Annotated in this window: 9 protein-coding genes; 5 read left to right on the top strand and 4 right to left on the bottom strand. The window is 67.5% G+C overall.

Translation table 11 applies throughout. From position 1 onward, the window contains the following. Positions 1-233: 233 nt before the first annotated feature. The 4 genes from ABZ827_RS27840 to ABZ827_RS27855 all read right to left on the bottom strand — a co-directional run bounded on the left by ABZ827_RS27840 (position 234) and on the right by ABZ827_RS27855 (position 5,234). Positions 234-1,583: a HAMP domain-containing sensor histidine kinase gene (locus tag ABZ827_RS27840; RefSeq protein ID WP_357242766.1), complete on the bottom strand. Its 1,350-nt coding sequence runs from the start codon at positions 1,581-1,583 to the stop codon at positions 234-236. Beyond that, entirely contained in the window at positions 1,580-2,299 is a 720-nt protein-coding gene (locus ABZ827_RS27845) for a response regulator transcription factor (RefSeq protein WP_357242769.1), read from the bottom strand. Before ABZ827_RS27845 ends, ABZ827_RS27840 begins: the two co-directional genes overlap by 4 nt. Positions 2,300-2,793: 494 nt before the next feature. After that, positions 2,794-3,192, bottom strand: coding sequence for a hemophore-related protein (locus ABZ827_RS27850; protein WP_357242772.1), 399 nt, complete (start codon positions 3,190-3,192; stop codon positions 2,794-2,796). Between the two features lie 95 nt (positions 3,193-3,287). Continuing rightward, positions 3,288-5,234 (bottom strand): AMP-binding protein, encoded by a 1,947-nt coding sequence (locus tag ABZ827_RS27855; protein ID WP_357242775.1) that lies wholly within the window; start codon positions 5,232-5,234, stop codon positions 3,288-3,290. Positions 5,235-5,547: 313 nt separating this feature from the next. On the opposite strand from ABZ827_RS27855, the gene ABZ827_RS27860 reads away from it, so the two are divergent. From ABZ827_RS27860 to ABZ827_RS27880, 5 genes are all read left to right on the top strand, one after another. Next, positions 5,548-9,324, top strand: coding sequence for an ATP-binding protein (locus ABZ827_RS27860; RefSeq protein WP_357242778.1), 3,777 nt, complete (start codon positions 5,548-5,550; stop codon positions 9,322-9,324). Further along, positions 9,321-9,734, top strand: coding sequence for a roadblock/LC7 domain-containing protein (locus ABZ827_RS27865; RefSeq protein WP_030522784.1), 414 nt, complete (start codon positions 9,321-9,323; stop codon positions 9,732-9,734). The genes ABZ827_RS27860 and ABZ827_RS27865 overlap by 4 nt, the downstream gene beginning before the upstream one ends. A 7-nt stretch (positions 9,735-9,741) precedes the next feature. After that, entirely contained in the window at positions 9,742-10,116 is a 375-nt protein-coding gene (locus ABZ827_RS27870; RefSeq protein WP_357242781.1) for a DUF742 domain-containing protein, read from the top strand. Next, on the top strand, positions 10,097-10,699 hold the full coding sequence (locus ABZ827_RS27875; RefSeq protein ID WP_357242784.1) for an ATP/GTP-binding protein: 603 nt from the start codon (positions 10,097-10,099) through the stop codon (positions 10,697-10,699). Before ABZ827_RS27870 ends, ABZ827_RS27875 begins: the two co-directional genes overlap by 20 nt. A 71-nt stretch (positions 10,700-10,770) precedes the next feature. Continuing rightward, complete coding sequence (locus tag ABZ827_RS27880; protein WP_357242787.1) at positions 10,771-12,285, top strand: carboxyl transferase domain-containing protein; 1,515 nt, start codon at positions 10,771-10,773, stop codon at positions 12,283-12,285. The last annotated feature ends 49 nt before the right edge of the window (positions 12,286-12,334 follow it).

The raw sequence follows: 12,334 nt of genomic DNA on the forward strand, positions 1-12,334 counted from the left end.
CGCGGGGGGGTCGCCCCCAACCACCCCCCCCCCCCGTTCCCCCGTCTTGGTTGGTTGTTTTTGGGGGGTGGGGGGCCCGTTGGTTTTGGGCCCCCCCCGCCCCCCCGGCGCCCCCCCGCGCCGAGTCGTCAGCCGAGTCGTCGAGGGCCCCGCGAAAGGGCCGAGCGGCAGTGCCTCGCGCGGCGAGCCCTCGAGCTGTCCGGCCCCACGACCCAATGCCTTGCCTCTGGAAATCAGCCGCCCGGCAGAACGAGAACCAGCCGCACGCCACCGAGGGTGCCGTCGTCGAAGTACGCCCGCCCGCCGTGTAGCTGAGCCTGTTGCGCGACCAGCGCCAGACCCAGTCCCGACCCACCTTTGTGGGCGCCGCTACCGCGGGCGAACCGGGCGAATACCGATTCCCGCTCGTCGAGTGGCAGGCCGCGGCCGTTGTCGTCGACCGAGATGACGATCGTTTTGTCGGGATGGCGGTGTGCCGAGAGCAATGCCTCCGTAGCCTCGCCGTGCTTCACCGAGTTCTTCAGAGCGTTGTCCACCGCCAGCCGCAGACCCGCGGGCAGGCCCCGGGTGACCAGTTCCGCGTCCGTATCTATGCGGACCGTGAGGCCGGGGTAGTGGCGCATGGCGTCGTGAGCGGCCTGATCGCAGAGTTCGGCGATATCGGTGTCGATGTGGTCGCGTTCGGAGGTCAGATCGCCCGACGCCAGCCGTTCCAGCGCGGCGAGCGTTGTTTCCACCCGCTCCTGACTGCGCTGTAGGTCGCCGAGGATTTCGGTGCGTTGTTCCTCGTTCAGGTCGAGGGTCGCCAGAACTTCGAGGTCGGTCCGCATGGCGGTGAGCGGTGTGCGCAGTTCGTGCGCCGAGACTGCGGCGAAATCCCGCGCCGTCTCGAGCGCGGCCGCCGTATCGGACTGTGCCTGGTCGACCCGGCGCAACATGGTGTTGACCGCGTCCGCCAGTTGTTCGGCCTCCAGGACCCCGGAGCTGTCGACCGGTTCGGGGGCGGCGTCGCGATATCCGGTGCGGGCCCCGACCTGACGGGTCAGTACGGCGATGGGCCGGACCGCCCGGCCGCCGAACAACCAGCCCAGTGCCGCCGACGCGGCGATCGCCGCCAATCCGCCGAACAGTACCCACCGCTGTTGTTCGGCCGTTGCCTTCGCGGCCTCGGTAGCCGGGATACCCAGCGATACCGTCCGGTCCGCGGGCTGGTTCTCGGTGGTGGTCAGTACCCGATACGGTGTGCCGCCCACAGCTACCGTTCGTGAACCGGGATCCAGTTCCGGTAATTCGGTGCCGCTGGATGCCGTGACCCGGCCGTCGTCGCGAACCGTCAGGGCCATCTCGCTGTCTGGGCCCACCAGGTTCACGACCCCGACGGCGATCACCGGGTCGATGACGACCAGCCGGGAGGCGATCCGTAGCTGTTGATCGGCCTGTTGTACGTTGTTGCGCTCGATGGCCGGTACCGCGATAGCGCTCACCAGCATGACGATCAGCACCGACCCGGCGGCCGCCGCCCCGGCGACCCGGGTGCGCAGCGAATACGACCTGCGCCGCCGGTGGGGAGCGTCGTCGCTCACTTCGTATCCCGCAGCACGAACCCGACGCCGCGGATCGTGTGCAGCAGCCTGGGCGTGCCGTCGGATTCCAGCTTGCGGCGCAGATAGCCGACAAAAACATCCACGACGTTCGTATCGGCGGCGAAATCGTAGCCCCACACCAGTTCCAGCAGCCGCTCGCGGCTCAGCACCACCCCCGCGTTGCGCGCCAGCGTGGAGAGCAGTTCGAACTCTCGTTTGGTCAGCTCGATCTCCTGACCGTTCAGCAGGGCCCGATACCCGGCCGTATCGACCTGGAGTGGACCGACCGAGATGGTGTCGGGCGCGCCCGCCGGCGCCGTATCGGTCCGCCGGCGCAGCAGGGCCTTGATCCGGGCCACCAGCTCCGCGAGTACGAAGGGTTTGATCAGGTAATCGTCCGCCCCCGACTCCAGCCCCGCGATCCGGTCACCCACCGAACTCCGCGCACTCAGCACACAGATCGGCACCTCGTTGCCCATCGCCCGCAGCGCCGTGACCACCCCCGCCCCGTCGAGCACGGGCATATTCATATCCAGCACGATCGCATCGGGCGCTTGTTCCGACACCGCCCGCAGCGCCGCCGCCCCGTCCCGAGCGATACTCACCAGGAACCCGGACAGCCGAAGCCCCCTTTCGACGGACGCGAGCACGTCCTCGTCGTCGTCGACAACCAGAACCGCCGGCTTGCTCCGTTCCGCCACATCGCCATTATTCATGGCAGACACCTCCCCAGGCGATCACCCGAGCCCGGCCATGGATTCGGCCGACATGCCCCTGAAGCTTTCAGCCCCACACCCGACCGAACGTCCAACGGTGGCGCCGGGTCCCACAAAGCCCCTCCCAGAGCCTCGCTGAACCCGGCACCCCCTTGGGCAGGTTCGGCCCGACGTGGGCCGAACCTGCCATGGTTCGCTGTCCTCGCCGTCGCCCCCGGGCGCGTTTGATTCCCCTACCGCCAGTCCGTCCGCATCCGATCCTCACCCCCCGTTTCCCGCATGCGACCGGTCAGCGTTGGTGGTTCGGGGCCCGTCTCGTTCTGGAGCGACCAGAGCGAAGGAGCGCAGCGACTGAGCGCCGGGAGTGAAGAACGAGACCAAGGGGGCCCCGAACCCGCGACGCCGGAGGCGGCGCCAAAAAACACAGCACCTTCACCCACCGGCCTGCTTCCCACCTCCACGAACTGCCCCGCTTCCCACCCCCGCACCGAAACTCAGTAGCTGTGACAGCTATCCGCCACACCTTGCAGCGTCGCCTGCAACTGCTGCGCCTGCGGATCGTTCTGCGCCTGCTGCGCCGCCTGCGGGTTCTGGTCCAGGTAGGCCTGCAGTTCCGCACGCCGCTGTTCGACCGGCTGATCGAACTTCGACTGCAGTTGCGCCTTCATATCCGGGTTGTTGTCCAGCATCGCCGCCAGGTCCGGGGCCTGCTCGTGCAGTGCGGCGTCGACCTGGGCGAAAGAGCAATCACTGGTCAGCAGCGGTTCCGCCATTTCCAGCGGTCCCGCCGAGGCGACAGCGGGGCTGAGGAAGGCGGTCGCGGCCGCTGCCGCACCGACGGTCAGTGTCGCGAAGCCGAGCTTGCCGAACCGTCGGTTCGTGGGGTGTGCCATGGGGATTACTGCCTCCTACCGTGTCGAGTCGAGCCGGAAGGCTCGTGGACTCCTCAGACCGTATTGGGCAGGGTTGGCCCGGCTCTGTGGTTTTCTTAAGAGGAGTTTGTGCTTTGTGGCGGTTCGATGATCCGGACCAGTTCGTCGAGGACCGTGAGATCTTCGATGGTGGAGGGTATTTCGTAGGTTTCGCCTGCCGTCATCTGCCGGAGCGTCTTGCGCAGAATCTTGCCGGATCGAGTTTTCGGCAGGGCGGGTACCACGACCGCGTCGTACAGTCCCGCCACGGGCCCGATATATGTCCGCACCCGTTCGCTGAGTTCGTCGCGCAGAGTTTCGATATCGATCCGGGAATCGGATTTCAGTACGACATAAGCGATCGGCCGCTGTCCTTTGAGTTCGTCCGGGAGTCCGATCACCGCACATTCCGCTACCGCCTCGTGCCCGGCGACGGCCGCTTCGATACTGCCCGCGGAAAGGCGATGCCCGGCCATATTGATCACGTCGTCGCTCCGGCCGAGAACGAAGAGGTAACCGTCCTCGTCGAAATAGCCGGAGTCGCCGGTGAGAAAGTGACCGGGGTAGGCGGATAGATAGGAGCGCTGGAAGCGCTCGTCGTCATGCCACAGACCGGCGAGTGCACCGGGGGGCAAGGGGAGACCGATGACGATATTGCCTTCGATATTCGCCGCGACCGGGTTGCCCGAGGAATCCAGCACCCGCAGGCGGTAACCGGGAACCGGCACCGAGGCCGAGCCCGGTTTGATCGGTAGTTGTTGCAACCCGAGCGGGTTGGCGCAGATCGGCCAGCCGGTTTCGGTCTGCCACCAGTGGTCGACGACGGGGCAGTCGTCCCGCCCGGCCAGCAGGGTGTGTGCCGCCCACTCATAGGTCGCGGGGTCGAGTCGTTCACCCGCGCAGAACAGAGAGCGCAGCGAGGAGAGGTCCTGGTCGTGGGCGAGTTCGGCGGCCGGGTCGGCGCGGCGGATGGCCCGGAGCGCGGTGGGGGCCGTGAAGAGGGTGTGCACCCGGTGCCGCGCCACCATCCGCCAGTACACGCCGGCATCGGGGGTGCCGACCGGTTTGCCCTCGTAGAGCAGCGTTGTCGCGCCGACCAGCAGCGGCGCGTAGACGATATACGAATGGCCGACCACCCAGCCCACATCGGATGCGGTCCACATCACCTGTCCGGGGCCGACGTCGTAGATATTGCGCATGGACCAGGTCAAGGCGACGGCATGGCCGCCGTTGTCCCGCACCACGCCCTTCGGTTTCCCGGTTGTACCCGAGGTGTAGAGCACGTACAGCGGGTCGGTCGCGGCCACCGAGACCGGGTCCGCGGGTTCGGCGTGACGTACCGCGACGTCCCAGTCGATCCAGCGAGCGGAGGCCGTATCGGCGGCAGCGGCGCCGAAATCGTGCTCGGGAAATCCGGAACGCTGTTTCACCAGTATGGTGCGCGGTGCCGCGGTTTCGGCCAGGTCGAGGGCCCGGCGGACGATAGGGGGGTAATCGATTGTGCGGTTCGGTTCCAGCCCACCGGAGGCCGTCACGATCAACACCGGTTCGGCGTCGTCGATCCGGGCCGCCAGTTCCGGAGCCGCGAAACCACCGAACACCACCGAGTGCACGGCCCCGATCCGGGCGCAGGCCAGCATCGCCACCACGGCCTCGGGAATCATCGGCAGGTAGATAACGACCCGGTCGCCGACGGTCACGCCCAGTTCACGCATGGCGCCGGCGAACAGGGCGACCCGGTCGAGGAGTTCGGCGTAGCTGTAAACGCTGCTTTCGCCGGTCATCGCCGATTCGTAGATCAGGGCGGATTGCTCGCCCAGTCCAGCGGCCACATGCCGGTCGAGTGCGTTGTAACAGGTGTTCAGGCGAGCGCCGGGAAACCACCGAGAGACGGGTCGTGCGGTATCGATGGCCTGGTCGGGCGGTGTATCCCAATCGATCTCGGCGGCAGCCCGGGTCCAGAACTCGGCGGGATCGACCAGGCTGGTCTGATAGACCGGTCGATACTCGTTCCTCGTGTTCACCCGTGCTCCCTAGCGTCGCAGCAATCCTCGCCTCGATAGATCAGCACGATTGTGGCAGACTTCACGCGACCCCCCGTCGGGTGTCGCGACCATGGCTTATGTCTGTAAAAGGCTGGTCAATGTGCGTAAACCCGGGCTGAGTACACCAAGAAGTTATTGATCCGTTAGAATCTGATGACACGAATTCGGTCCGTCGTAGACGCAATTTCTCGGCCAGCCGCGACCCACGGGCAGCTCCACCCGTCGAGCCACTATGCGAGTGTGGAGTTCTGCTGTGGTGCATGGCTGGGGCCAGGTTGGAAAGTGAGTGGGAATGCGTGACGCCGCTAGGTCCGGCACGAAGCGCTGGGCGCTGAGTAACTGGGACCTTCGCTGGAAGGTTACGGCCGTACTGGCTGTGCCATTGGCGGTCGCGGTCGGACTCGGTGTATCCAGGATATCGGCGGAATGGGGTGAGGCGAACCGCCTGGGCTCCGCCGCCGAGAACGTCAGTCTCGTGCCGGCGGTGCTCGATCTCAGTTCCGCCACGTCGACGGTCGCGGGCTCGCAGGCCATCGCGATCGCACCGAACCGGTCCATGGTCACCGACGACAATCTGAAAACCCTCGATCAGACAATTTCGGCGGCCGAGAGCGCGCTGGCCGATCTCGACGATCTGCCCGGCGCGCACCAGGCATTGTCGGAGATGATCGACCAGGCGAAACAGGTGCGGACCGGCGGTCTGGCGCCGTCCGCTTCGCCGGACGAAGCCGTCGCGGTACTCGAGAAGGCCCGTAACGCGGGCGTGCGCACGGTCGAGGAGATCGTCGGCGAAATCGGCGACCCGTCGATCGACCCGGACAAACTCCGCCTCGTCGACGCACTCAACCTGCGCTCCACCATGGTCGGTGAGATCACCGCGGCCGCCGAACTGCTGCGCAACCAAGAGGCCGGCGAGAAGTCGTATCAGGCAGCGACGAATACCGAACTCGCACTGCTGAACATTCTGAGCCAGCGCTACAACGCCGAAGACACCGATATCGAGATCCTTCGCACAGGTGTCCAGAACCGTCAGGCCATGCTCGAATCGCCGGAGGCGCAGGCGGGCCGGCTGCCGCTGGGCGAAGCCCGTGCGTCGCTGCTGGACAGCACCGGGACCACCGACAAACTGATCGGCGAGGCCACCACTTCGATCGACAACGGTGTGCAGAGGATGGCCGATAAGGCTCTGCGCGATGCCGTCGTCTACTCGATCGTCGTACTGCTGACCATCCTGGCCGCGCTGCTGCTCGCCGTCTTCGTGGCCCGCTCGATGATCGTGCCGCTGCACCGGCTGCGCTTGGCGGCGCTGCGCGTGGCCGAAAGCGACCTGCCCGACGAGGTGGCCCAGCTCCGTACAGGTGCCGCGCCGGAAGAAGTCCCGCTCGAGCCGATGCCCATCCGGTCCGAGGAGGAGATCGGCCAGCTGGCCCGCGCGATCGACGATATCCACGGTCAGGCGCTACGTCTGGCCAGTGATCAGGCGCAGATGCGGTCCCAGGTCAACGATATGTTCGAGACCCTGGCCCGGCGCAGTAAATCGCTGGTCGACCATCAGCTCAGCCTGATCGAGGCGATGGAGTACGACGAGAAGGATCCGCGCCTGCTGGAGAACCTCTTCCGGCTGGACCATCTCGCGGCCCGTATGCGCCGAAACGGCGACAACCTGCTGATTCTCGCCGGTACCAAACAGCGCCGCGCGAAATCGGCGCCGGTCGAGATCGCCGATGTGCTGCGGGCCGCGATCTCCGAGGTCGAGGACTACGAACGCGTCAAGCTGGGTGCCACCCCGCGTGGTGCACTGATCGAACCGGCCGCCTCCGATATGGCGCATCTGTTCGCCGAGCTGCTGGATAACGCCCTGCGGGCCTCGCCGCCGGAAACCGATGTGAAGTTCACCTTCGCGCAGGCGCACGACCAGGGGCTGCTGATCGAGGTCGCCGACCGCGGTATCGGTATGCCGCCGAGTGAGATGGCCGAGATCAACCGTCGGCTCGAGAACACCGCCGAGCCCGGCCCGGACACCGCCCGCCATATGGGTCTGTTCGTTGTCGGCCGGCTGGCCGAACGGCACGGTCTCAATGTCCGGCTGCGGCCGACGTTCGATACCGCGCGCGACCCGGGTGTCACGGTGACCGTGCATGTTCCGATGAGCCTGATCGTCGCCGGGGAGACTCAGATCCTGCCGTTGGCGACAGGTTCGGTCCCGCAGGCGCCGGCTCCCGGCGATGCCGCGAAGAAGGGGAAGCCCGAGGAGTCGGCGGACGAGGCCGCGGCGTCCGCGCTGCGCAATGCCGGGACGTCGGCCATGCAGACCCGCGGTATCAGCCGTACCGCCGACGGCAACGTGATGGTCACCGTCGATCCGGGGATGAGCGGTCCGCTGCCGGCCGTCGAACGTCCCAAACCGCCGGAGCGGCCGTCCGGCCCGCCGCCCGCGGGGCCGGGTGGGCTGCCACAACGGCAGCCCGGTACCGCGATGCCCGGTGGTATGCGCGACGGTGAACAAGGCACCACCAGCCTCCGGCAGGCGAGTGCGGGCAGTGCGCCGCAACGCGGCAAACTGGCCGCGGCCAACCTGCCCAAACGTAACCTCGGTCCCGGTGGCGGCGGTGCCACCCCGACCCTCCCGCCACGCACCCCGGGCGGCGACTCGTCCGCGGGAAGCCCGCCCGCCCGGCCCACCGAAACGGGCTCGACCGGTCTGCCACAGCGGCAGCCGGGTGCCGGTGGTGCGTCGCAGCCGGGGCCGGGTGGATTACCGCAGCGCAGGCCCGGCTCCAACGGAGCACCCGGGGGTTCCCGGGACGCGAGCGGGTCGCAACCGGAAACCGAGCGGCCTACCGAAACCGCGTCGGAGACCTCCGCACCCCCGCGGCCATCCGGGCCTGTGCCGCCCCGCCGCCCGGCCCAGCCGGGGCCGAACGGTCTCCCGCAGCGGGAGCCCGGGGCCGGCAGTGCCCGCGAATCCGGTATCCCGGGTCTGCCGCAGCGTCGTCCCACCGCCGGTGAATCGGGTGGGCGTGAGCAGGAACCGCCACAACCGGCCGATACCACATCCGGTGGCCTGCCCCGGCGGGAACCGACGCGTAACGGTATGCCGGGCCGGGACCATCCCTCCGGTGATCTTCCGGCGCAGCGTGGTCCGGCCGACAGTCCACCGTCGCGGGAATCCTCCGGAGAACTTCCCACCCAGCGCGGCCCGGTCGCGGGCGGCGGTGTGCCGCCCCGGCACGAGGCACCGGAGGGCGGGCTTCCGCAGCGGGGCGCGCGCGGTAATGGTCTCCCGCAGCGGGCTCCCGCCGAGAACGGGTTGCCGCAGCGGTCTCCGGCCGAGAACGGGTTGCCGCAGCGCAGGCCGGTCGAAGATGGTTTGCCGCAGCGCCGGCCGGCCGCGGACGGCCTACCCCAGCGCGGTCCGGGCGAGAACGGGTTGCCACGGCGCGGCGCGGCCGATAACGGTCTGCCGCAGCGGGACAGCGCCGCTCCGCCGCGCCGGTCCCGTCCCGAGGAATCGGGTGGATTGCCGCAGCGGCAGCCGGGCGGATACACCCCCGAGCGGTTCGACAACCCGCCGGGTGTCGCATTGCCCCGGGAAACGGAACGTGCCGAGGATTCCGCCGCGCCGACCCGCGAACCGGGGCGGCACAGCTACAAGTCCAATCCCGCGAAGGCGGCTTCCTTCTTCCAGACCCGGCTGCAGCCGGCGGAGGAGAACGACAGCGTGATGGGCGGTACGCCTATTTTCGCGGAGATGATGTCGGCATGGCTGTCGGATTCGGATACCGATCGCTCCCAGGCCGTCGCGTCCTTCGATTCACCGGGTGACGAGGGCTGGACGGCGGCCCGGAAGGCCAGCGAAGCCGAGCCCGAGACCCGTACGGCGGCCGGTCTGCCACAGCGTAATCCGGGCGGCCGGCTGGTTCCGGGCGCTGTCAACGGCGCCCAGGAACGTACGCCGAGTCGCAATCCCGAGACGATCCGGTCTAGTTTGAGTCGGCACCAGCAAGGTGTTCGGGATGGCCGCGCAATGAGAGCAATGAACCTAACCGGAGACAAAGGAGACCGATGAACCCCGAACTAGGTGGTACGAACCGTCAGTTGGATTGGCTGGTTTCGAACTTCGCAGGCGAGGTTCCTGGCGTAGCCCATGCCGTCCTGGTCTCGGCCGACGGCCTGCTGATGGCGGCGAGTGCCCAGCTACCGGTCGATCGGGCCGAACAGCTCTCGGCTGTGACAGCCGGTCTGGCCAGTCTCTCGGTGGGTGTGTCCAACCTGTTCGAGGGCGGGACCGTTCTGCAGTCCGTCGTCGAAATGGAGCACGGTTACCTGCTGCTGATGGCGGTGGGCGACGGGTCATACCTCGCAGTCCTGACCAATACGTCCTGTGATATCGGACAGGTCGGATACGAGATGGCTTTGTTGGTGGAACGCGTGGGCCAGACAGTTCAGGCCACTCCGCGCGTCACGATGGGTTCCTGATGGTGGGATGGACATAGAAGATCACCGCGTGGGAGGCTCCGAGCCCAGTCTCGTGCGTCCGTACTCGCTGACCGCAGGTCGTACCAGACCCAAGGTGGAGTTGGCGCTCGAGGCTCTCGTCGCGTCCCATCCCATATCGCTCGAACACCAGTACGAACTGAGCAATATCGAGAATTCGATAGTCGAGTTGTGCAGGGAGTCGCCGTCGGTCGCCGAACTAGCGGCGCGACTGGGTATACCGATCGGGGTGGCGCGAGTACTTGTAGCGGACCTGATCGAAGCCGGGCATGTCCGCGTTTCGGCGACTTTGAAAGACGATTCCAGCGACGATGAACGTCGCGAGCTGATCGAAAGGGTTCTCAGTGGACTCCGGCGTATATGATTCGACGGCGCAGGTCGATACCCGTGGCAGCAAACCGACTTCGGCGAAGATCGTGGTTGCGGGCGGGTTCGGCGTGGGCAAAACGACGCTGGTGGGGGCAGTTTCGGAAATCGTCCCGTTGAGAACCGAGGCTCTGGTGACCAATGCCAGTGCCGGGATCGATAGTCTCGCGGGTATCGAGAGTAAATCCACCACCACGGTGGCGATGGACTTCGGCCGGATCAGCCTGGCCGATGATCTGGTGCTGTATCTGTTCGGTACTCCGGGCCAGTATCGGTTCTGGTTCATGTGGGACGACCTGATCCGCGGCGCCATCGGGGCGGTTGTGCTGATCGATACGCGGCGGCTGGAGGACAGCTTCGCCGCGGTCGATTACTTCGAGGCCCGTAACCTGCCGTTCCTCGTCGCGCTCAACCAGTTCGACGACGCCCCGCAGTATCCGATCGAGGATATTCGCCAGGCGCTGGCCGTTCCCGCCGATGTGCCGATCATGCCGATCGACGCCCGGCGCCGGGAACCGGCCAAGGAGGCACTGGTCCGGCTCACCGAGTACGCGTTGCAGAAGGTCACCCGCGGCTACTGATCCGTGCCCGTCATACTGATCTGCGTGCCGGTGTGGACAGTGGTGCCGGGCGTCGGCCCGGTGCGGTTCGGATGACAGGCGTACCCCGGCGGGTCGGCGCCCGGGAACTGCTGGACGCGTTGCTCGACCCGGGTACGTTCGTGAGCTGGGACGCCACACCCGTTCCGGTGGCGCGGACCGGTTCGTACCGGTCCGCGCTGACCGCGGCGGCCGCCGCGGCAGGCACCGACGAAGCGGTCCTGACCGGTGAGGGTCTGCTCCGGGGGCGGCGAATCGCTGTTATCGCGTGCGAATTCTCGTTCCTGGCCGGTTCGATCGGGGTCGCCGCGGCCGAGCGGATAGTCACCGCGGTGGAGCGGGCTACCGCGGCGGGGCTGCCGCTGATCGCGTCGCCGACCTCGGGCGGTACCAGGATGCAGGAGGGCACGCTCGCCTTCGTGCAGATGGTGAAGATCGCGGGTGCGGTCGCCGCCCATAAATCGGCCGGTCATCCTTACCTGGTATATCTGCGTAATCCGACCATGGGTGGTGTTTTCGCCTCCTGGGGGTCGCTCGGGCATATCACCTTCGCCGAGCCGGGGGCGCTCATCGGTTTCCTCGGGCCACGGGTCTACGAGGCGTTGTACGGGCGGCCGTTCCCGGCCGGGGTGCAGACCGCGGAGAATCTGTATCGCACCGGAGTGATCGACGGGGTGGTCGAGATCCGGGTGTTCGGGCGGATCGCCCACCGCGCGCTGAGCGTATTCAGTGGGGTGCCGGACGAGTCGAAGATGACGGTTACCGCTGTTCCTGCGGTAACCGGCCCACATGCCGACCCGGCCGAGGCGTGGGATTCGGTGCGCCGGTCCCGGCGTCCGGACCGGCCGGGTATGCGTGAACTGCTGCGGCAGGCCACTCAGCGGGTGCCGCTCAGTGGTACGGGCCAGGGGGAAAGCGACCGGACGACCGTGCTCGCCCTGGCTCGCTTCCGGGGCCGTCCGTGCGTGGTCTTCGGACACGATCGTGCGAATCAGGGACCTGAGCACACCATGGGCCCGGCCGCTTTGCGCGAAGCGCGGCGCAGTATGCAATTGGCCGGCGAGCTGCGGTTACCTCTGGTCCTGGTTATCGATACGCTCGGGGCCGCCTTGTCGAAGGAAGCCGAGGAGCGTGGCCTGGCACCCGAGATCGCGCGCTGTATCGCCGATCTGGTGACCCTGCGGACACCGACGCTCTCGGTGCTGCTGGGGCAGGGGACCGGTGGCGGTGCGCTGGCACTGCTCCCCGCGGATCGGGTGCTGGCGGCCACCCACGGCTGGCTCGCGCCGCTGCCGCCGGAGGGGGCCAGCGCGATTGTCCACCGCGATACCGAGCATGCCGCGGAATCGGCCGCGCGACAGCGGATTCGGTCGGCGGATCTGCTCGCGGACGGGATCGTGGACCGTATCGTGCCGGAACGCCCCGACGCCGCCGACGAACCGGTCGAGTTCTCGCGCCGCATGGTCACCGCCATCGCCGAGGAGCTCACCGCACTGTGTGCGCGGTCTCCGGAGGATCTACGCGAGATCCGGCACGACCGATACCGTCGCCTCGGGCTTCCGGGCTGAGTACCCGGCCATCGGTACGCCGAATTTCTACAAGGGTATTTGTGCCGGT

The sequence above is a fragment of the Nocardia sp. NPDC019395 genome, assembly GCF_040632335.1.
Classification (GTDB): domain Bacteria; phylum Actinomycetota; class Actinomycetes; order Mycobacteriales; family Mycobacteriaceae; genus Nocardia.

Bases quoted from the DNA above. Each gene is read 5' to 3' on its own strand.
- ABZ827_RS27845 (WP_357242769.1), bottom strand. From the start codon at position 2,299: ATGAATAATGGCGATGTGGCGGAACGGAGCAAGCCGGCGGTTCTGGTT.
- ABZ827_RS27850 (WP_357242772.1), bottom strand. From the start codon at position 3,192: ATGGCACACCCCACGAACCGACGGTTCGGCAAGCTCGGCTTCGCGACA.
- ABZ827_RS27860 (WP_357242778.1), top strand. From the start codon at position 5,548: ATGCGTGACGCCGCTAGGTCCGGCACGAAGCGCTGGGCGCTGAGTAAC.
- ABZ827_RS27865 (WP_030522784.1), top strand. From the start codon at position 9,321: ATGAACCCCGAACTAGGTGGTACGAACCGTCAGTTGGATTGGCTGGTT.
- ABZ827_RS27870 (WP_357242781.1), top strand. From the start codon at position 9,742: ATGGACATAGAAGATCACCGCGTGGGAGGCTCCGAGCCCAGTCTCGTG.
- ABZ827_RS27880 (WP_357242787.1), top strand. From the start codon at position 10,771: ATGACAGGCGTACCCCGGCGGGTCGGCGCCCGGGAACTGCTGGACGCG.